Origin of the sequence: Pseudomonas sp. A6 (assembly GCF_052367875.1) — a bacterium.
Classification (GTDB): Bacteria; Pseudomonadota; Gammaproteobacteria; order Pseudomonadales; family Pseudomonadaceae; genus Pseudomonas; species Pseudomonas citronellolis.
In genome coordinates, this window is sequence record NZ_CP198970.1 from 5670396 (window position 1) to 5689085 (window position 18690).

General features: G+C 67.6%; 18 protein-coding genes. 10 read left to right on the top strand and 8 right to left on the bottom strand.

Going from position 1 to position 18690, the window contains the following annotated elements; genetic code table 11:
* The first annotated feature begins 53 nt into the window (after positions 1-53).
* The gene (locus ACTWJ5_RS24860) at positions 54-1007 is read left to right on the top strand and encodes a LysR family transcriptional regulator (protein WP_074978780.1); all 954 of its coding nucleotides are present in this window, start codon (positions 54-56) and stop codon (positions 1005-1007) included.
* Between the two features lie 419 nt (positions 1008-1426).
* Here ACTWJ5_RS24860 and ACTWJ5_RS24865 read toward each other — a convergent pair whose 3' ends face one another.
* The 4 genes from ACTWJ5_RS24865 to ACTWJ5_RS24880 all read right to left on the bottom strand — a co-directional run bounded on the left by ACTWJ5_RS24865 (position 1427) and on the right by ACTWJ5_RS24880 (position 4504).
* Complete coding sequence (locus tag ACTWJ5_RS24865; RefSeq protein WP_444436762.1) at positions 1427-1969, bottom strand: topology modulation protein; 543 nt, start codon at positions 1967-1969, stop codon at positions 1427-1429.
* Positions 1970-2367: 398 nt separating this feature from the next.
* Positions 2368-2850: a serine protease inhibitor ecotin gene (eco, locus tag ACTWJ5_RS24870; protein WP_253389805.1), complete on the bottom strand. Its 483-nt coding sequence runs from the start codon at positions 2848-2850 to the stop codon at positions 2368-2370.
* A gap of 113 nt (positions 2851-2963) precedes the next feature.
* Complete coding sequence (locus ACTWJ5_RS24875) at positions 2964-3692, bottom strand: DUF533 domain-containing protein (RefSeq protein ID WP_444436763.1); 729 nt, start codon at positions 3690-3692, stop codon at positions 2964-2966.
* 95 nt (positions 3693-3787) lie between these two features.
* Positions 3788-4504: a tellurite resistance TerB family protein gene (locus ACTWJ5_RS24880; protein ID WP_074978786.1), complete on the bottom strand. Its 717-nt coding sequence runs from the start codon at positions 4502-4504 to the stop codon at positions 3788-3790.
* Positions 4505-4831: 327 nt separating this feature from the next.
* Here ACTWJ5_RS24880 and ACTWJ5_RS24885 point away from each other — a divergent pair, with 327 nt between their 5' ends.
* The 8 genes from ACTWJ5_RS24885 to ACTWJ5_RS24920 all read left to right on the top strand — a co-directional run bounded on the left by ACTWJ5_RS24885 (position 4832) and on the right by ACTWJ5_RS24920 (position 13922).
* Positions 4832-5743 carry a LysR family transcriptional regulator gene (locus ACTWJ5_RS24885; protein ID WP_009616507.1) on the top strand — a complete coding sequence of 304 codons (912 nt, stop codon included), beginning with the start codon at positions 4832-4834 and terminating at the stop codon, positions 5741-5743.
* A 120-nt stretch (positions 5744-5863) separates the two neighbouring features.
* Entirely contained in the window at positions 5864-7372 is a 1509-nt protein-coding gene (locus ACTWJ5_RS24890) for a gamma-aminobutyraldehyde dehydrogenase (RefSeq protein WP_253389807.1), read from the top strand.
* Between the two features lie 119 nt (positions 7373-7491).
* Positions 7492-8637 carry a putative ABC transporter substrate-binding protein YdcS gene (ydcS, locus tag ACTWJ5_RS24895; RefSeq protein ID WP_249917564.1) on the top strand — a complete coding sequence of 382 codons (1146 nt, stop codon included), beginning with the start codon at positions 7492-7494 and terminating at the stop codon, positions 8635-8637.
* Between the two features lie 194 nt (positions 8638-8831).
* Entirely contained in the window at positions 8832-9860 is a 1029-nt protein-coding gene (locus ACTWJ5_RS24900; RefSeq protein ID WP_249917565.1) for an ABC transporter ATP-binding protein, read from the top strand.
* A gap of 1 nt (position 9861) precedes the next feature.
* Positions 9862-10812, top strand: coding sequence for an ABC transporter permease (locus ACTWJ5_RS24905; RefSeq protein WP_444436764.1), 951 nt, complete (start codon positions 9862-9864; stop codon positions 10810-10812).
* Positions 10802-11608: an ABC transporter permease gene (locus tag ACTWJ5_RS24910; RefSeq protein ID WP_253389810.1), complete on the top strand. Its 807-nt coding sequence runs from the start codon at positions 10802-10804 to the stop codon at positions 11606-11608. Before ACTWJ5_RS24905 ends, ACTWJ5_RS24910 begins: the two co-directional genes overlap by 11 nt.
* A 256-nt stretch (positions 11609-11864) precedes the next feature.
* Entirely contained in the window at positions 11865-13289 is a 1425-nt protein-coding gene (locus tag ACTWJ5_RS24915; RefSeq protein ID WP_444436766.1) for a gamma-aminobutyraldehyde dehydrogenase, read from the top strand.
* 156 nt (positions 13290-13445) lie between these two features.
* Positions 13446-13922: an ester cyclase gene (locus ACTWJ5_RS24920; protein ID WP_444436767.1), complete on the top strand. Its 477-nt coding sequence runs from the start codon at positions 13446-13448 to the stop codon at positions 13920-13922.
* 270 nt (positions 13923-14192) lie between these two features.
* Here ACTWJ5_RS24920 and ACTWJ5_RS24925 read toward each other — a convergent pair whose 3' ends face one another.
* The 4 genes from ACTWJ5_RS24925 to ACTWJ5_RS24940 all read right to left on the bottom strand — a co-directional run bounded on the left by ACTWJ5_RS24925 (position 14193) and on the right by ACTWJ5_RS24940 (position 17309).
* Positions 14193-15230 carry a zinc-dependent alcohol dehydrogenase family protein gene (locus ACTWJ5_RS24925; RefSeq protein ID WP_253408102.1) on the bottom strand — a complete coding sequence of 346 codons (1038 nt, stop codon included), beginning with the start codon at positions 15228-15230 and terminating at the stop codon, positions 14193-14195.
* A 77-nt stretch (positions 15231-15307) separates the two neighbouring features.
* Positions 15308-15637: a hypothetical protein gene (locus tag ACTWJ5_RS24930; RefSeq protein ID WP_074978806.1), complete on the bottom strand. Its 330-nt coding sequence runs from the start codon at positions 15635-15637 to the stop codon at positions 15308-15310.
* Between the two features lie 136 nt (positions 15638-15773).
* Positions 15774-16880: an NADH:flavin oxidoreductase/NADH oxidase gene (locus ACTWJ5_RS24935; protein ID WP_444436769.1), complete on the bottom strand. Its 1107-nt coding sequence runs from the start codon at positions 16878-16880 to the stop codon at positions 15774-15776.
* A gap of 102 nt (positions 16881-16982) precedes the next feature.
* Entirely contained in the window at positions 16983-17309 is a 327-nt protein-coding gene (locus ACTWJ5_RS24940) for a ferric uptake regulator family protein (protein ID WP_249917568.1), read from the bottom strand.
* 211 nt (positions 17310-17520) lie between these two features.
* Between ACTWJ5_RS24940 and ACTWJ5_RS24945 the strand changes: the two genes are divergently transcribed.
* On the top strand, positions 17521-18690 hold the full coding sequence (locus ACTWJ5_RS24945; protein WP_253408098.1) for a PepSY-associated TM helix domain-containing protein: 1170 nt from the start codon (positions 17521-17523) through the stop codon (positions 18688-18690).

Consider the following 18690-nt stretch of genomic DNA (forward strand, 5'->3'; position numbering starts at 1 on the left):
AAAACGAACATTTCGAGTCAGCTGCTGATCGTTTTCTAACAACGGAGCCCGCCATGTTCGACTGGAACGACCTGCGCTACTTCCTCGAACTGCACCGCAGCGGCCGCCTGCTGGCCACCGCGCGCAAGCTCAACACCACCCACGCCACCGTGGCCCGGCACATCGAGAACATCGAACGCGACCTGGGCACCCAGCTGTTCGCCCAGCACACCGGCGGCTACCAGCTGACTCCGGCGGGCCTGGCGCTGCTCAAGCATGCCGAGGCCATGGAGAACACCGCCCTGCTCGCCCAGGAGGAAATGAGCCAGAGCATCAGCCCCCTGGGCCAGGTGCGCCTGGGCGTGACCGAGGGCCTGGGCACCATGTTCCTCGCCCCGCGCCTGGGCGAGCTGATGCGCCAGTACCCGGGCCTTGAGCTGGAACTGGTGTCGGTGCCGCGCTTCGTCAGCATCACCAATCGCGAGGCGGACATCGCCATCACCCTGGAAAGGCCCAACGCCGACCTGGTGATCAGCCGCCGCCTGACGCGCTACCGCCTGAGCCTGTTCGCCAGCCCCGCCTACCTGGAAAAGGCCCCGCCCCTGCGCGACCGCGACGACCTGTGCAAGCACCAGTGGATCGGCTATGTGGACGACCTGCTGTTCAGCCAGGAACTGATGTTCCACCACAGCTTCTGCCGCCATCCCCAGGTGGTGTTCCGCAGCACCAGCGTGGTAGCCCAGCAACAAGCCGCCCAGGCTGGCGTCGGCCTGGCCATCCTCCCGCAGTTCATGGGCCTGCACGACCCGCTGCTGGTGCCGGTGCTGCCGGAGGAATTCATCGAGCGGGAGTACTGGATGTGTACGCGGCGGGAGCTGCACCGGTCGGTGCGGCTGAGGTTGGTTTGGGATTTTCTGGTGGGGTTGTGTGAGCGGGAGCAGGGCGTGTTGATGGGGGAGCCGAAGACTGGAATGACAACAGGCCTCCCCGGAGGAACAAAGCTGGCGGAACATCAGCCGCAGGACTGATGGCCGCCCCATATTAAGCGGTTATTTCTTTCTAGGCTTTCCTGCGCCAAGGTCGGAGCCCCGTGGGTTGGGCCGTGGGACGCTTTTGTAGGAGCGAGCTTGCTCGCGAACAGAGTTTCCCGGTCATGCCGGTGCCGGGCATGAGAGCGCCCTCTCCCTAACCCTCTCCCTGAAGGGAGAGGGGACCGTTGGGCAGGGTTGGACATCATGGTGTTAGCCGGCCACGATGGTGGTTTCCGGCTTAAACCATCCTTCCCTACTGGCATGGACAAGCTCCCTCTCCTTTCAGGGCGGGGCGCGTAGCCGAGGGCTGGGGAGAGGGGACGGATTCAACTGAAAACACCAGAGTCGCCGGCAAGTTCCCTTCGCGAGCAAGCTCGCTCCTACCAGCGCGGTACTGACGATTCAGGTCTCTGCACTCAGAAGTTGTGCTCCGCTGTCGCAGACGGACTCCAGTCCAACTCTCGGAGAAACTGCCTGACCTCACGTCGCGAGCGCAGATGGATGATGCGCCGCCCCTGCCGGTGCGCATCCAGCAATTCCATCACCTTGGGGCGGCTGCGCTTGGGGTAGTTCCAGATCCAGCTCAGGAACGCCGGGTCGGGCAGTTGTTCGGGGCAGCCCTCGGCCATGTCCGGGCGGACTCGGCCGCGGTAGCGGAAGCCGCGCCAGAGGGCGCGCCACAGGCAGAGCAAGGGTGGCAGGTCGAGGAAGATCACGGTGTCGCAGGCGGCAAGGCGCTGCGCCAGGGTGCCGGAGTAGTTGCCGTCCATCACCCAGCGCTCGCCCTGGCAAAGCACCTGTACGCGGGCCTGCCAGTCCGGTTTTTCCGGCTCTTGCCAGCCGGGCTGCCAGTACAGCGCGTCCATGTGGATGACCGGTAGCGCCAGGCGCTGGCCAAGGGTGGCGGACAAGGTGCTCTTGCCGCTGCCACCGGAGCCGATGATCAGGATTCTTTGCACAGAACGCTCCCTGTTGGCCTGCTGCGGGCCGCGTATTGTGCGGCAACCCTGGCGTTGACGTTAAGTGAGTCCAGGCGAACTGCATCGCAGGCCGAACCGTGGCGCTCTTCGTAGGATGGGTGGAGCGAAGCGATACCCATCGCCGTGCTTGGCCGGGCGCCAGCAGTGCTGGCGGGATCGCGGACGGAGTCCGCTCCTACAGGTCGCCGGGAAATACGGCATTCCTCTCCCCGTAGGAGCGGACCTTGTCCGCGATGGCCGGAGGTTTCGGCGCGGATCGCGGATAAGATCCGCTCCTACGCCACCCCAGCCACGCCATTCCCTTGTAGGAGCGCGCCCTGCGCGCGAATCGCGGGCAGGGCCCGCTCCTACAGGATGCATGGGCTTGGTCGGGGGGCTTACTCGGCGCGGGCGTGTTCGACCTTGTCCGAGGCGGACCAGATGCGGTAGCGGACTTCGATGTCTTTCGGCGCGTAGATCACGATCGGCAGCTTGCTGTTGTAGCGCAGCAGGAAGCCGTCGCCGACCACCGGTACGAAGTCCTTCCTGCTGGTGCCTTGCGGGCAGGCCATCAGGGTGCTGGCCGGGCCGCCGACCTTGTCCAGGCGGTAGTAGGGGTAGCCCCAGCCTTCCAGGGTCTTTTCTTCCAGGCTGCCGCCCAGGCGTTGGCGGTTGCAGTCGACGGTCAGGGTCTTGCCGGCCAGGACTTCGACCTTGAAGTTCTCTTCATGGGCTTGCTGCGGCAGGTGGATGACCTGGCGCACGAAGCCGTCTTCGGCCTTGGGATAGGGCGCCACGTCTTCGAGTTTGGCGGCGTTGGCCAGGGTGGCGGTGGCGCTGAGCAGCAGCGCGGTGGAGAGGGTGAAACGGGTGAAGGGCATGACGCCTCCTTGCCGGTTGAAGGGCGAACGCAGGATACATTCGTCCGGATTGATTGCGTCCCTTCGACCATGTGCCTGTGCGAATGCGCGGCCCAGGGCCGCGCGAAGTTGTTTCAGGCTACTTCACCGCCGGTCTTGGCCTGCTGTTCCAGGTGCGCCTGCAGTTCCGGGTCGAGCTGCAGCTGGTAGGCCAGCTCGTCCAGGTAGTTGCGCTCGCTTTCCTGCTGGTCGTCCACCAGCATCACGCTGGCCAGGTACATTTCCGCGGCCTTGCCCGGGTCGCCTTGCGCGGCCTGGGCCACGTCGGCGGCTTCGAGGGGTTTCTGTACCTCGTTGTCGAGCCAGGCCTGCAGTTCCGGTTCGCCGGCGTGGCGGGAAATTTCGGCGTAGATCGCCTGCTTTTCCTTGTCGTCGATGCGACCGTCGGCCTTGGCCGCGGCGATCAGGGCGATGAGGATGGCGTGGCTGTGGGCTTCGGCTTCGTCGCCGGAGAGCTGGTCGACGGTGGTCGGCGGCTGTTGCTGCGCGGCGGCCGCCTGTTGCTGCTGCCAGTTCTGGTAGGCCTGGAAGGCCATCATGCCCAGGGAGGCGAGCATGGCGTAGTTGACCCCGCCGCCGCCGCTGGAGCGGCCCTGGCTGGCCGGGGCGCCGCCGCCGAGCATGCTGCCCAGCACGCCGCCCAAACCGCCCAGGCCACCGGCCGATCCGCCACCGTCAGTGGCTCCCCCAAGCAGGCCGCCAAGCAACCCGCCAAGGCCTCCCAGGCCGCCTGCGCCGCCCTGTTGCGCCTGCGCGCCCTGGCCGGCCCGCAGCAGTTGTTCCAGCAGATCCGTGGTGTTCATGGCAGCGCCCTCGGCGTGGTTGCAGTCAGGCAACGATAGTCCCGGTGGCGGATTCCGCCAATGCCGTCCGGGACTATTCAGGGGCGCGCTGAGAATCAGGCCGGCAGTGCCTGCAGGGCCTTCTGCGCCTGGGCTTCCAGCTCGGCCTTGAGGCCCGGGTCGAGGCTCAGCTGGCGGGCCAGTTCGTCGAGGTAGGCGCGTTCCATGTAGTTCTCCTCGTCGACCATCAGCAGGCTGGCCAGGTACATCTCGGCGGCCATTTCCTCGCTCTGCGCGGCCCCCGCCACTTCCCGCGGGTCCAGCGGCTTGGCCAGTTCGCGGTCGAGCCAGCCCTGCAGTTCCAGGTCGCCGGTGAGCTTGGCGATCTCGCCGTCGATCAACTGGCGTTCGCGGGCGTCGATATGGCCATCGGCCTTGGCTGCCGCCACCAGGGCGCGGAGGATGGCGTGGCTGTGGGCCTCGGCCTCCACCGGCGGCAGGCGGTCCACCGTCTGCGGCTCGCCGCGCGGCGCGCTGGCCTGCTGGCGCTGCCAGTTGCCGTAGGCCTTGTAGGCGATCACCCCGAGGGCGGCCAGGCCACCGTAGGTGACGACCTTGCCGCCCATCTTCCGCGCCTTCTTGCTGCCCAGCAGCAGGCCCAGCGCGCCGGCGGCCAGGGCGCCGCCACCGGCGCCGGAGAGCAGGCTGCCAAGGTCCAGGCCGCCCTTGCCCTGGGCCTGGCCGGGCTGGCCGCCGCTCTGGGCGAGGCCCTTGTTCTGCAGGAGGTCCTGGCCGGATTTGAGCAGTTGGTCGAGCAGGCCACGGGTGTTCATGGCGGTCTCCTGGGTCGGTTGAGGGAAACCTCGACTCTAGCGCCCGCTCCCGTGGGTACGCAGGCGCAGAGTGCTTCGGGATATTGCCGGGGAGTACGAATCGCGGGCAGGGCCCGTTCCTACAGGTGCAGGAGAACGTCGTCGTAGGATGGGTTGAGCGAAGCGATACCCATCGCCGCGGCTCGCGAATGATCCCCGCGACGGAATCCGTTCGCGAGCAAGCTCGCTCCTACGAAGAGCAGGCAGGTTGGGCGGGTGCTTTCATTCGATTTAAAAGAATGCTCCTATAGATTTTCGATAAAGCACAAAAGCCATGGCCCGCCACCCATGATGACCCTGCGCCAGATCCGCCATTTCATCGCCGTCGCCGAGACCGGTTCGATCTCCGCCGCCGCCCAGGCGGTGTTCATTTCCCAGTCCACCCTGACTCTGGCCATCCAGCAACTGGAGGAGGAAATCGGCGTGCGCCTGTTCGAGCGCCACGCCAAGGGCATGACGCTCACCCACCAGGGCCACCAGTTCCTGCGCCAGGCGCACCTGATCCTGGCCACGGTGGAGAACGCCAAGCGCAGCCTGCAGCAGAGCACCGACAAGGTCGCCGGCAGCCTGACCATCGGCGTGACCAGCCTGGTCGCCGGCTACTACCTGGCCGACCTGATCACCCGCTTCCAGCGCGCCTACCCCAACGTGCAGACGCGCGTAGTGGAGGACGAGCGGCCCTATATAGAGCACCTGCTGGTGAGCGGCGAGATCGACGTCGGCGTGCTGATCCTCTCCAACCTGGAGGACCGCCACGCCCTGCAGACCGAGGTGCTCACCCACTCGCCGCACCGCCTCTGGCTGCCAGCCCAGCACCCGCTGCTGGAGCGCGACAGCATCGGCCTGGCGGACGTCGCCGGGGAGCCGCTGATCCAGCTCAACGCCGACGAGATGGGCCTGCACACCCAGCGCATCTGGTCGCGCGCCGGGCTGGTGCCGCAGGTGACGCTGCGCACCGCCTCGGTGGAGGCCGTGCGGAGCCTGGTGGCCGCCGGCCTCGGCCTGTCGATCCAACCGGACATGACCTACCGCCCCTGGTCGCTCGAGGGCGACATCATCGAGGCGCGCCCGCTGGTGGACCTGGGCGAGCCGCTGGACGTCGGCCTGGCCTGGCGCCGCGGCACGGCGCGGCCGGCGCTGGTGGACCCGTTCCTCACCGTGGCCCGCGAACAGCCCAACGCCAAGCGGCCTTCCATCTAGCAGCATTCGATTTAATCGAATGCCACTTTCAGTATTTAGAATTTGTCGACCTCAGGTCCGGAATCTAGTCTCTGGCTTCATACAAAAGGGCCAGTTCCGGGCAACCCACCGGAGCAACCCATGGCCCCCGAAAACAAGACCGAGAAGAAAAGAGCCGCGAAGATGAACGCCCTGGCGAGCACCCCGACCCTGTACACCGAGCTGCTGATCGACGGTCAGCTGACGCCCGGCCAGGGCCTCGCCGAGGCGATCCTCAACCCCGCCAGCGGCGAAACCCTGGTCTCGGTCGCCGATGCCTCTCCCGAGCAGATCGAACAGGCCATCGACGCCGCCCAGCGCGCCTTCCCGGCCTGGTCGCGGACCACCCCGGCGCAGCGCTCCGCCGCGCTGCTGGCCATCGCCGACGCCATCGACAAGCGCGCCGACGCCCTCGCCCGCCTGGAAGCCCTGAACTGCGGCAAGCCGCTGCACCTGGCGCGGCAGGACGACATCCCCGCCACCGCCGACGTGTTCCGCTTCTTCGCCGGCGCCGTGCGCTGCCAGCAGGGCCAGCTGGCCGGCGAGTACGTGCCCGGGCACACCAGCATGGTGCGCCGCGACCCGGTGGGCGTGGTGGCCTCCATCGCGCCCTGGAACTACCCACTGATGATGGCCGCGTGGAAGATCGCACCGGCCCTGGCCGCCGGCAACACCCTGGTGTTCAAGCCTTCCGAGCACACCCCGCTGTCGGTCCTGGCGCTGGCCCCGGCGCTGGCGGACATCCTCCCGCCGGGCGTGCTCAACATCGTCTGCGGCGGCGGCGAGAACGTCGGCAGCCACCTGGTCGGCCACCCGCGGGTGCGCATGGTCTCGCTGACCGGCGATATCGTCACCGGGCAGAAGATCCTCCAGGCCGCCGCGCGCACCCTGAAACGCACCCACCTGGAGCTGGGCGGCAAGGCGCCGGTCATCGTCTGCAACGACGCCGATATCGAGGCGGTCGTCCAGGGCGTGCGCACCCACGGCTACTACAACGCCGGGCAGGACTGCACCGCCGCCTGCCGCATCTACGCCCAGGCCGGCATCCACGACCGCCTGGTGGCCGAGCTGGGCGAGGCGGTGGCGAGCATCCGCTTCGCCCGCAAGCGCGATCAGGACAACGAGATCGGTCCGCTGATCAGCGCCCGCCAGCGCGACCGCGTGGCCAGCTTCGTCGAACGCGCCCTGGGCCAGCCGCACATCGAGCGCGTGACCGGCGCCGCCGTGCATTCCGGCCCCGGCTTCTACTACCAGCCCACGCTGCTGGCCGGCTGCAAGCAGCAGGACGAGATCGTCCAGCGCGAGGTGTTCGGCCCGGTGGTCACGGTGACGCGCTTCGAGCAACTGGAACAGGCGGTGGACTGGGCCAACGACTCCGAATACGGCCTGGCCTCCTCGGTGTGGACGCAGAACCTGGACAAGGCCTTCCAGATCGCCAACCGCCTGCAGTACGGCTGCACCTGGATCAACACCCATTTCATGCTCGCCAGCGAGATGCCCCACGGCGGCCTCAAGCGCTCGGGCTACGGCAAGGACCTGTCCAGCGACTCGCTGCAGGACTACAGCGTGGTGCGCCACATCATGGCCCGCCACGGCGACCGCTTGGATTGAACGCCCCGGCGGGCCCGCCCGCCGGTACATAAGAAATGCCCCGGCGGTACGCCGCGCGAGGGCCGTTGCTCGATTGACACTGCCCCACCAATAGAGACAACAAACGAGGGAGACATCGCATGCGCAAGACAGCACTGTTCAGCGCCATCACCACCGCCCTGCTGGCCAGCGCCGGCGTACAGGCCGCCGACGCCATCAAGGCGGTCGGCGCCGGTGAAGGCCGCCTGGACATCATCGCCTGGCCGGGCTACATCGAACGCGGCCAATCCGACAAGGCCTACGACTGGGTCACCCAGTTCGAGAAGGACACCGGCTGCCAGGTCAACGTGAAGACCGCCGCCACCTCCGACGAAATGGTCAGCCTGATGGCCAAGGGCGGCTACGACCTGGTCACCGCCTCCGGCGACGCCTCGCTGCGGCTGATCTACGGCAAGCGCGTGCAGCCGATCAACCCCGAGCTGATCCCCAACTGGAAGAACGTCGACGCGCGCCTGAAGGACGCGCCCTGGTACACCGTCAACGGCAAGACCTACGGCACCCCGTACCAGTGGGGCCCGAACGTGCTGATGTACAACACCAAGGTCTTCCCCAAGGCGCCGGACAGCTGGAGCGTGGTGTTCCAGGCGCAGGACCTGCCCGACGGCAAGCCGAACAAGGGCCGCGTGCAGGCCTACGACGGCCCGATCTACATCGCCGACGCCGCGCTGTACCTGAAGAGCACCCAGCCGGAACTGAGCATCCAGGACCCGTACCAGCTGACCGAGGCGCAGTACAGCGCCGTGCTCGACCTGCTGCGCAAGCAGCATTCGCTGATCCACCGCTACTGGCACGACGCGACCGTGCAGATGAGCGACTTCAAGAACGAAGGCGTGGCCGCCTCCAGCTCCTGGCCGTACCAGGCCAACGCGCTGAAGGGCGAGAAGCAGCCGATCGCCACCGTGTTCCCGAAGGAAGGCGTCACCGGCTGGGCCGACACCACCATGCTGCACGCCGAGGCCGCGCACCCGAACTGCGCCTACAAGTGGATGAACTGGTCGCTGGAGCCCAAGGTGCAGGGCGACGTCGCCGCCTGGTTCGGCTCGGTGCCGGCCGCGCCGGAAGGCTGCAAGGCCAGCGAGCTGCTGGGCGCCGAAGGCTGCGCCACCAACGGCTTCGACCAGTTCGCCAGGATCGCCTTCTGGAAGACCCCGCAGGCCGAGGGCGGCAAGTTCGTGCCCTACAGCCGCTGGACCCAGGACTACATCGCGATCATGGGCGGCCGCTAAGCCAGCGCCGTAGGGACATTCGTAGGATGGGTTGAGCTCCGCGAAACCCATCACCCCGGAGCGATGCCACATCGATGGGTATCGCTTCGCTCAACCCATCCTACGTCCCGCTTTCCCGACATCCGTTTCTGATTCACCCGATTTTTCCGGGCAGGGCCTTCGCACGCCGAATTCCTGCCCCTGGAGCGTGCCCCATGACCACCCCCGCTGTTCAATTCACCCAGGTCTCCCGCCAGTTCGGCGAGGTGAAAGCCGTTGACCGGGTGTCCATCGACATCAAGGACGGCGAGTTCTTCTCCATGCTCGGCCCCTCGGGCTCGGGCAAGACCACCTGCCTGCGCCTGATCGCCGGTTTCGAACAGCCCTCCTCCGGCTCCATCCGCATCCATGGCCAGGAGGCCGCCGGCCTGCCGCCGTACCAGCGCGACGTCAACACCGTGTTCCAGGACTACGCACTGTTCCCGCACATGAACGTGCTGGAGAACGTCGCCTACGGCCTGAAGGTGAAAGGCGTGGGCAAGGCCGAACGCCTCAAGCGCGCCGAAGAGGCCCTGGGCATGGTCGCCCTCGGCGGCTACGGCAGCCGCAAGCCGGTGCAGCTCTCCGGCGGCCAGCGCCAGCGGGTGGCCCTGGCCCGCGCCCTGGTCAACCGCCCGCGCGTGCTGCTGCTGGACGAACCCCTGGGCGCGCTGGACCTGAAGCTGCGCGAGCAGATGCAGAGCGAGCTGAAGAAGCTGCAGCGCCAGCTGGGCATCACCTTCATCTTCGTCACCCACGACCAGAGCGAAGCGCTATCGATGTCCGACCGCGTGGCGGTGTTCAACAAGGGCCGCATCGAGCAGGTCGACACCCCGCGCAACCTGTACATGCAGCCGGCCACGCCCTTCGTCGCCGAGTTCGTCGGCACCTCCAACGTGCTGCGCGGCGACCTCGCCCAGAGCCTCACCGGCAACACCCAGCCGTTCTCCATCCGCCCCGAGCACATCCGCTTCGCCAGCGGCGAGCGCGGCGCCGGCGACCTGGAGATCAGCGGCCTGCTGCACGACATCCAGTACCAGGGCGCCGCCACCCGCTACGAAATCCGCCTGGACAACGGCCAGAACCTCTGCCTGAGCCAGGCCAACAGCCAGTGGGATGCCGCCGCCGTGGCCCACCAGCCGGGGCAGCGCGTGACCGCGCGCTGGGCGCGCGAGGCCATGGTGGCGCTGAACGAGGGCGCCTGAGATGGAGCTGACGATGAACACGCAGGCTCCCACGGCCGGCAACGGCCCGCTGCGGCGCCTGTCCAACCTGCTGTACCGCAAGCCGACGCTGTACCTCTCGCTGCTGCTGGTGCCGCCGCTGCTGTGGTTCGGCGCCATCTACCTGGGCTCGCTGCTGACCCTGATGTGGCAGGGCTTCTACACCTTCGACGACTTCACCATGACGGTGACGCCGGACCTGACCTGGGCCAACTTCGCCGCCCTGTTCACCCCGGCCAACTTCGACATCATCCAGCGCACCCTGGCGATGGCGGTCGCGGTGTCCATCGCCAGCGGCGTGGTGGCCTTCCCCATCGCCTACTACATGGCGCGCTACACCAGCGGCAAGACCAAGGCGTTCTTCTACATCGCGGTGATGATGCCGATGTGGGCCAGCTACATCGTCAAGGCCTACGCCTGGACCCTGCTGCTGGCCAAGGGCGGCGTGGCCATGTGGTTCGTGCACCACCTCGGCCTGCAATGGCTGCTGGACCTGCTGATGGACGTGCCCGGCGTGGGCGGCAACACCCTGTCCACCTCGAACCTGGGGCGCTTCCTGGTGTTCGTGTACATCTGGCTGCCGTTCATGATCCTGCCGATCCAGGCCTCCCTGGAGCGCCTGCCGCCGTCGCTGCTGCAAGCCTCGGCCGACCTTGGCGCGCATCCGCGGCAGACCTTCCTGCAGGTCATCCTGCCGCTGTCGATCCCGGGCATCGCCGCCGGCTCGATCTTCACCTTCAGCCTGACCCTCGGCGACTTCATCGTGCCGCAGCTGGTGGGCCCGCCGGGCTACTTCATCGGCAGCATGGTCTACGCCCAGCAGGGCGCGATCGGCAACATGCCGATGGCCGCCGCCTTCACCCTGGTGCCGATCGTGCTGATCGCCGTCTACCTGTCCATCGTCAAACGCCTGGGGGCCTTCGATGCACTCTGACAAAGCCTCCTTCGGCCTGAAAGCCGCCGCCTGGGGCGGGCTGGTGTTCCTGCACTTCCCGATCCTGATCATCTTCATGTACGCCTTCAACACCGAAGACGCCGCGTTCAGCTTCCCGCCGCAGGGCTTCACCCTGCACTGGTTCAGCGTCGCCTTCGGCCGCCAGGACGTGCTGGAGTCGATCACCCTGTCGCTGAAGATCGCCTGCATCGCCACCCTGATCGCCATGCTCCTGGGCACCCTGGCCGCGGCCGCGCTGTACCGCCGCGACTTCTTCGGCAAGGAGGGCATCTCGCTGATGCTGATCCTGCCGATCGCCCTGCCCGGCATCATCACCGGCATCGCGCTGCTCTCGGCGTTCAAGACGCTGGGGATAGAACCGGGCTTCCTGACCATCGTCATCGGCCACGCGACCTTCTGCGTGGTGATCGTCTACAACAACGTGATCGCCCGTTTCCGCCGCACCTCCCACAGCCTGATCGAAGCCTCGATGGACCTGGGCGCCGACGGCTGGCAGACCTTCCGCTACGTGATCCTGCCGAATCTCGGCTCGGCCCTGCTGGCCGGCGGCATGCTGGCCTTCGCGCTGTCCTTCGACGAGATCATCGTCACCACCTTCACCGCCGGCCACGAACGCACCCTGCCGATCTGGCTGCTCAACCAGCTGACGCGCCCGCGCGACGTGCCGGTGACCAACGTGGTGGCCATGCTGGTGATGCTGGTGACCATGCTGCCGATCCTCGGCGCCTACTACCTGACCAAGGGTGGCGAGGGTGTGGCGGGGAGTGGCAAGTGACACCGTGCCGTGCGGCCCTCTCCCTAACCCTCTCCCTGAAGGGAGAGGGGACTCGATCGGAGCAGGAGGAAACCAAGGCCTCAGCCGGCACGTACGGCTCCCTCTCCCTTCGGAGCGGGGCGCGCAGCCAGGGCGGGGGGAGAGGGAAAAGCCCCCGCTCCGAAACAACAGACCCCCTCAGGACTGCCTTAAGCGGCGGCCCCACAAGAAAGACCAACGATTACGCCACAAGCTCCTGACCAAGAGGACTTAAAGAATGCAAACCAAACTGCTGATCAACGGCCAACTGGTCGCTGGCGAAGGCGAGAAGCTCGCCGTGCTCAACCCCTCCCTGGGCACCACCCTGGTGGAGATCGCCGAGGCCACCCCGGCCCAGGTCGACGCCGCCGTGCAGGCCGCCGACGCCGCCTTCGACGCCTGGTCGCAGACCGCGCCGAAGGACCGCTCGCTGCTGCTGCTGAAACTGGCCGACGCCATCGACGCCCACGCCGAGGAACTGGCCCGCCTGGAATCCAACAACTGCGGCAAGCCCTACAGCGCCGCGCTGAACGACGAACTGCCGGCCATCGCCGACGTGTTCCGCTTCTTCGCCGGCGCCAGCCGCTGCCTGCAGGGTTCCGCCGCCGGCGAATACCTGCCCGGGCACACCTCGATGATCCGCCGCGACCCGATCGGCGTGGTGGCCTCCATCGCGCCCTGGAACTACCCGCTGATGATGGTCGCGTGGAAACTCGGCCCGGCCCTGGCCGCCGGCAACACCGTGGTGCTCAAGCCTTCCGAGCAGACGCCGCTGACCGCCCTGCGCCTGGCCGAGCTGATGGCCGACATCTTCCCCGCCGGCGTGGTCAACCTGGTCTTCGGCCGCGGCCCCAGCGTCGGCGAGCCGCTGACCACCCACCCGAAAGTGCGCATGGTCTCGCTGACCGGCTCGGTCGCCACCGGCAGCCGCATCATCGCCGGCACCGCCGACACCGTGAAGCGCATGCACATGGAGCTGGGCGGCAAGGCCCCGGTGATCATCTTCGACGACGCCGACATCGACGCCGCCGTGGAAGGCATCCGCACCTTCGGCTTCTACAACGCAGGGCAGGACTGCACCGCCGCCTGCCGCATCTACGCGCAGAAGGGCATCTACGCCAAGTTCGTGCAGAAACTGGGCGAAGCCGTCGCCAGCATCTGCTACGGCGAGCAGGACGACCCGGACACCGAACTCGGCCCGGTCATCACCGAGCAGCACCTGGAGCGCGTCATCGGCTTCGTCGAGCGTGCCCGCCAACTGCCGCACATCGAAGTGGTCACCGGTGGCAAGCGCGCCGACCGCCCCGGCTTCTTCTTCGAACCGACCGTGCTGGCTGGCGCCCGCCAGGACGACGAAGTGGTGCGCCGCGAGATCTTCGGCCCGGTGGTTTCGGTCACCGAGTTCGACGACGAGGCGCAGGCGCTGGCCTGGGCCAACGACTCCGACTACGGCCTGGCCAGCTCGGTGTGGACCAGCGACATCGGCCGCGCCCACCGCCTGGCGGCCCGCCTGCAGTACGGCTGCACCTGGGTCAACACTCACTTCATGCTGACCACCGAGATGCCCCATGGCGGCATGAAGCTTTCCGGCTACGGCAAGGACATGTCCATGTACGGGCTGGAAGACTACACCGCCGTTCGTCATGTGATGTTCAAGCACTGAGGCAAGTCGCTGGGCCCCCGCGTTCGCGGGGGTGACGGGGTTAGCTAGCGCACGATCTCCCATCGTCATTCCCGCGAACGCGGGAACCCAGCGACTTCCCGGCACCCAGGGCCACCCGGCCCACAACCCGCGGGCGCGCCCGCAACGGAGGCAAGCATGCGTCACCTCGTCAGAGCGTTCTACCTGCTGTCGCTGTTCACCCTCGCCGGCCTGGCCCAGGCGGCCGAGACACCGAAACAGATAGTCGACGCCTACATGGCCGCGTGGAACGCCCACGACGCCGAGAAGGCCGCCGGCTACCTGGCCAAGGACGCGGAGTACTTCGACGTTACCGTCGGCACCCCGCAGAAGGGCCGCGAGGCCGCGCGCGACAACGTGATCAAGGTCTTCGTCGGCGCCGTGCCGGACCTGAAGTGGAAGATGAACGGCAAGCCCATCGTCGACAAGGACGGCATCGCCTTCCAGTGGACCTTCAGCGGCACCAACACCGGCGCCTGGGACGCGCAGACACCGGCGACCAACAAGCCGCTGTCGTTCGACGGTGTGAGTTATGTGAAGGTCAAGGATGGCAAGATCGTTTACCAGGGGGATTACTACGACGCCCTTGGGTTGCATAAGCAGTTGGGGTGGTGAGGTTGGCCTGGGGCTGGAAGGTTTGCGCTGGCCCCACCAACCCTCTCCCCCCGCCCTCTCCCTGAAGGGAGAGGGAGCTATCCGTGCTAACCGAAACGAAAGGTGTTCGCCGGCGAGCGCCGATGTTGCGCTTCAAACCATAAGGCCCCCTCTCCCTTCAGGGAGAGGGTTGGGGAGAGGGAGCGGAGTCAATCCATCACGCCAACATCGCAGGAATACACGGTTCGCGAGCAAGCTCGCTCCTACGAAAAAACGAAAAGCCCCCCGCCATCAAACCTCGATGATCACCTTCAACGCCTTGTTCTGCGCCGCCTTGCCGAAGGTCTCGTAGGCCTGGAGGATGTCGCCCAGGGCGAAGCGGTGGGTGATCAGCTGTTCGGGCTGCAGCTTGCCGGCCTGCACGCTCTTGAGCAGCATCGGCGTGGTCACCGCGTCCACCAGGCGGGTGCGCAGGGTGATGTTGTGCGACCACAGGCGCTCCAGGTGCAACTCCACCGGCACCCCGTGCACGCCGAGCACAGCGATGTCGCCGCCAGGTGCGATCAGTTCCTCGCACAGGCTGAAGGTGCTCGGTACACCCACCGCCTCCACCGCGCTGTCCACGCCCAGGCCGTCGGTCAGCGCCTTCACCTTCTCCAGCAGTTGAGGGTCGCCGGCGTTGAAGCAGTCGGTGGCGCCGAAGCCCTTCGCCACTTCCAGACGGTTGTCGTCCAGGTCGATCATGATGATCCGCGCCGGCGAGTAGAACTGCGCGGTGAGCAGCGCGGCCAGGCCCACCGGGCCGGCGCCGACGATGGCGACGTTGCCGCCGGGCTGCACGCGGCCGTTGAGCACGCCGCACTCGAAGCCCGTGGGAAGGATGTCGCTGAGCATCACCATGGCCTCCTCGTCCGCCTCGGCGGGCAGGTGGTACAGGCTGGTGTCGGCGTGGGGGATGCGCACCTTCTCGGCCTGGGTGCCGTCGATCAGGTGGCCAAGGATCCAGCCGCCGGTGCGGCAGTGCGAGGTCATGCCCTTGCGGCAGAAGTCGCACTTGCCGCAGGCGCTGATGCAGGAGATCAGCACGCGGTCGCCGGGCTTGAACTGGCTGACCGCCGCGCCGACCTTTTCGACCACCCCGACGCCCTCGTGGCCGAGGATGCGTCCGGGCCTGCAGGCCGGCACGTCGCCCTTGATGATGTGCAGGTCGGTGCCGCAGAGGGTGGTGCGGACCAGGCGCACCACGGCGTCGCCGGGCGCCTGCAGTTCGGGGTCGGGGCGCTCTTCCAGGGCGATGTCGCCGACACCGCGGTAGACCAGGGCTTTCATGGCCGGGCTCCTTTCGGGGAATGGTCAGGACAGGCTAGTCCCGCCCCGGCGGCCAGGGCCTGATCCCGATCAAAGGCTCATTCGGCGGTGGGCAGCTCGGTGATGTGGATTTCCGTCAGCAGCGGCTCGGGCTTGAGCTGGCTGCGCTTGAGCAGCGGGCAGAAGCGCGCCAGGCTGCCGATCAGCTCCCACTGGGTTTCCAGGTCGCCGGCCAGGTGGGCGATGTCGTTCAGGGCACGCTGGCCGACCTGCTGCAGGTGCGGGTCGGTGCTGCGGCCCAGCTCCAGGGAAAGCTGGCCGATCAGGGTGCTGAGGGCGGACATGTTGCGCGTCGCCAGGGCCAGGATGTTCGCCAGCAGGGCGATCTCCGACTCCGGCACGGCGGAGGGTGGGGTGCGTGCGTCCATGCGTCTACCAGTGGCAAGTGCGTCGTCCTGACGCGTTGCGGCGGAGCATAGCAGCAAAATGCCTGCATACGATCCATTTCACATTTTGTTGTACGAAAGTGCTGGCGCGCCGCCCGACGGACGGCGCGCCATGGCCTCAGGCTTCGCCCAGGGGCTTGCGCATTGGCGTGCCGCGATGGGCCGCGCGCAGGTACTGCGCCGGCCAGGGCACCTGCTGGCCGCCCAGCTCGTCGGCGGCGTTGAGCGGCCAGTAGGGCTCGCGCAGCAGTTCGCGGGCCAGCAGGATCAGGTCGGCCTGGCCGGTGCGCAGGATGTGCTCGGCCTGCACCGGCTCGGTGATCATGCCGACGGTGCTGCTGGCAATCTCGGCCTCCTTGCGCACCCGCTCGGCGAACTGCGTCTGGTAGCCCGGGCCCACCGGAATCTCGGCGTTCACCGCGGTGCCGCCGGAGGACACGTCGATCAGGTCGACGCCCAGGTCCTTCAGGCGCCGGGCCAGCACCACCGTCTCGTCGGGGTTCCAGCCGTCCTCCACCCAGTCGGTGGCCGACAGGCGCACCAGCAGCGGCAGTTCCTCAGGCCAGACCTCGCGCACCGCCTGGGTCACTTCCAGCAGGTAGCGGATGCGGTTCTCGAAGCAGCCGCCGTACTGGTCGCGGCGCTGGTTGGACAGCGGCGAGAGGAACTGATGCAGCAGGTAGCCGTGGGCCGCGTGCACCTCCACCACCTTGAAGCCCGCCGCCAGGGCGCGCTCGGCGGAGCGGACGAAAGCCTGGGTGACCTCGGCCATCTGCGCCTCGGTCAGCGCCGTGGGCGTGGTGTGCTTGGGGTCGAAGGCAATGGCCGACGGCGCCAGCGGCACCCAGCCGCCCTCGGCTACCGGCATGCTGCCCGGCTTGCCCAGCCAGGGCGCATAGGTGCTGGCCTTGCGGCCGGCATGGGCCAGCTGGATGCCGGCCACCGCCCCCTGGGATTCGATGAAGCGGGTGATGCGCCGCAGGGGCTCGACCTGCTCATCCTTCCACAGGCCCAGGTCGCGGTCGGTGATGCGCCCTTCCGGAACCACCGCTGTGGCCTCCACCAGGACCAGGCCCGCGCCGCCCACGGCGCGGCTGCCCAGGTGCACCAGGTGCCAATCGTTGGCCAGGCCGTCCTCGGCCGAGTACTGGCACATGGGGGAAACGCCGATGCGGTTGGGCAAGGTCAGTTGGCGCAGGGTCAGGGGCTCGAACAGCTGGCTCATGGCTACACTCCCTCAGGTTCTTTCAACGAATGATCGACACTTCAACTGTAGACCGGGTTGGCCGGCCGACACGCCAATCGTTCGTCCACGAACCCCTCGGCCCTAGGCCAAAAGCTCTGTCTCCAGGCCGTAGCGGCGCTGCGCATCGCGACGCAGCACGCCGCTGGCATGCAGGCGCCGCAAGGTCTGGCGCACGCAGTTGGGCGAGATGGGCGCGGCTTCGTCCAGCAGGCGCTGGTGCAGCGCCGAAACGCTGTAGAAACCGCCGGAGCAAAGCACATCCAGTACCTTCAGGCGCGGCAGGCTGCAACGCAGGCCGGCGCGTTCGAGCAGCTTGCGCGCCGGGCGCAGTTCACGGCGCAGCGCCAGCGGCAGGACCTCGGGCCGGCCGTCGGCGGCCGCGTCGGGGAAGCGATGATGGAGGGTCACGAAAGAGTCCTTTTCCGGGCCGCCATTGCGGCTTTCTCTAATGAAGACGAACGAGCGAGGCAAAACCGGCAACCGGAGCGATGAAATAATTTATTGCAAACCCACTGGCCGATTTCTCCGTCTCATCCGTCCTTATCCATAGAATCCCCGGCCAATGGCGGGGCCCCGGCGGCATCGCCGCCTCCTCCACTGCGTGAAGCCTGAAGCCCCCATGTCCAAGAAATCCCGTGCCAGGAACTGGTTCCTGATCCACAGCTGGCTGGCCTTGCCCATCTGGTTCTTCGTCTTCCTGGTGTGCATCACCGGCACCCTGGCCACCGTCAGCCAGGAGATCGTCTGGCTGGCCAACCCGGCCATCCGCGCCAACGCGCCGCCCGGCAACGCCCAGCGCCTGGGCTACGACGCCCTGCTGGCCGCGGTCCGGCGCCAGCAGCCGCAGGCCCATGTGCAGGGCCTGCGCGTGCCGAGCGAAGAGCACTTCGCCGTGGAGGCCCAGGTCAGCTACCCGGACGCGCGCAACGCCACCCTCTACGTCAACCCGTACAGCGGCGCCATCCAGGGCGAGGCGCCGCTGTTCGACTTCCGCAACTTCACCCGCGCCCTGCACGGCTGGTGGCTGGTGCCCTTCAGCCACGGCTACAGCTGGGGCTGGTACCTGGTGACGCTGCTGGGCCTGCCGATGCTGGCCTCGCTGGTCACCGGGCTGGTGGTCTACAAGCGCTTCTGGCGCGGCTTCCTCGCCCCGCGCCTGCGCCTGAACCAGGGCGCGCGCATCTTCTGGGGCGACTTCCACCGCCTGACCGGCATCTGGTCGATCTGGTTCATCGCGGTGATCGCCGTCAGCGGCACCTGGTTCCTGGTCCAGGCGGTGCTCTACGACAACGCCATTTCCATCTCCAGCGAGGGCGTGCCGGCCATCATCCAGCCCGAGCAGGTGCCGCCGGGCGTCGACGGCGGGCCGCCGCCGCGCATCGGCCTGGATCAGGCGGTGGCCGTCGCGCAGCGCGAGATTCCCGGCTTCGAGCCGCGCTACCTGGCGCTGCCGGGCGATGCCTTCGCGCCCATCGGCCTGCTCGGCCACGGCTGGTTCCCGCTGCTGTTCGAGCGCGCCAAGGTCAACCCCTACGACGGCAGCCTGGCCGCCACCCGGCGCCTGGGCGACCGCAGCGGCCTGGAGTTCTTCAGCGAATCCATGCGCCCGCTGCACGTGGGTGACTTCGGCGGGCTGTGGGTGAAACTGATCTGGTTCGCCTTCGGCCTGCTGCTCAGCCTGATGGTGCTCAGCGGCCTGCAGATCTGGAGCAAGCGCACCCTGCTGGCCACCGCCAAGCAGTTGAAGAAGCAACGCGCCCCGCAGCGCACCGCGGCCCTCACGGAGTGA

Bases quoted from the DNA above. Each gene is read 5' to 3' on its own strand.
- ACTWJ5_RS24890 (WP_253389807.1), top strand. From the start codon at position 5,864: ATGGCCCCCGAAAACAAGACCGAGAAGAAAAGAGCCGCGAAGATGAAC.
- ACTWJ5_RS24945 (WP_253408098.1), top strand. From the start codon at position 17,521: ATGTCCAAGAAATCCCGTGCCAGGAACTGGTTCCTGATCCACAGCTGG.
- ACTWJ5_RS24900 (WP_249917565.1), top strand. From the start codon at position 8,832: ATGACCACCCCCGCTGTTCAATTCACCCAGGTCTCCCGCCAGTTCGGC.
- eco (WP_253389805.1), bottom strand. From the start codon at position 2,850: ATGCCCTTCACCCGTTTCACCCTCTCCACCGCGCTGCTGCTCAGCGCC.
- ACTWJ5_RS24860 (WP_074978780.1), top strand. From the start codon at position 54: ATGTTCGACTGGAACGACCTGCGCTACTTCCTCGAACTGCACCGCAGC.
- ACTWJ5_RS24915 (WP_444436766.1), top strand. From the start codon at position 11,865: ATGCAAACCAAACTGCTGATCAACGGCCAACTGGTCGCTGGCGAAGGC.
- ACTWJ5_RS24875 (WP_444436763.1), bottom strand. From the start codon at position 3,692: ATGAACACCACGGATCTGCTGGAACAACTGCTGCGGGCCGGCCAGGGC.
- ACTWJ5_RS24930 (WP_074978806.1), bottom strand. From the start codon at position 15,637: ATGGACGCACGCACCCCACCCTCCGCCGTGCCGGAGTCGGAGATCGCC.
- ACTWJ5_RS24935 (WP_444436769.1), bottom strand. From the start codon at position 16,880: ATGAGCCAGCTGTTCGAGCCCCTGACCCTGCGCCAACTGACCTTGCCC.
- ACTWJ5_RS24920 (WP_444436767.1), top strand. From the start codon at position 13,446: ATGCGTCACCTCGTCAGAGCGTTCTACCTGCTGTCGCTGTTCACCCTC.
- ACTWJ5_RS24905 (WP_444436764.1), top strand. From the start codon at position 9,862: ATGGAGCTGACGATGAACACGCAGGCTCCCACGGCCGGCAACGGCCCG.
- ACTWJ5_RS24880 (WP_074978786.1), bottom strand. From the start codon at position 4,504: ATGAACACCCGTGGCCTGCTCGACCAACTGCTCAAATCCGGCCAGGAC.
- ACTWJ5_RS24910 (WP_253389810.1), top strand. From the start codon at position 10,802: ATGCACTCTGACAAAGCCTCCTTCGGCCTGAAAGCCGCCGCCTGGGGC.
- ACTWJ5_RS24885 (WP_009616507.1), top strand. From the start codon at position 4,832: ATGATGACCCTGCGCCAGATCCGCCATTTCATCGCCGTCGCCGAGACC.
- ydcS (WP_249917564.1), top strand. From the start codon at position 7,492: ATGCGCAAGACAGCACTGTTCAGCGCCATCACCACCGCCCTGCTGGCC.
- ACTWJ5_RS24925 (WP_253408102.1), bottom strand. From the start codon at position 15,230: ATGAAAGCCCTGGTCTACCGCGGTGTCGGCGACATCGCCCTGGAAGAG.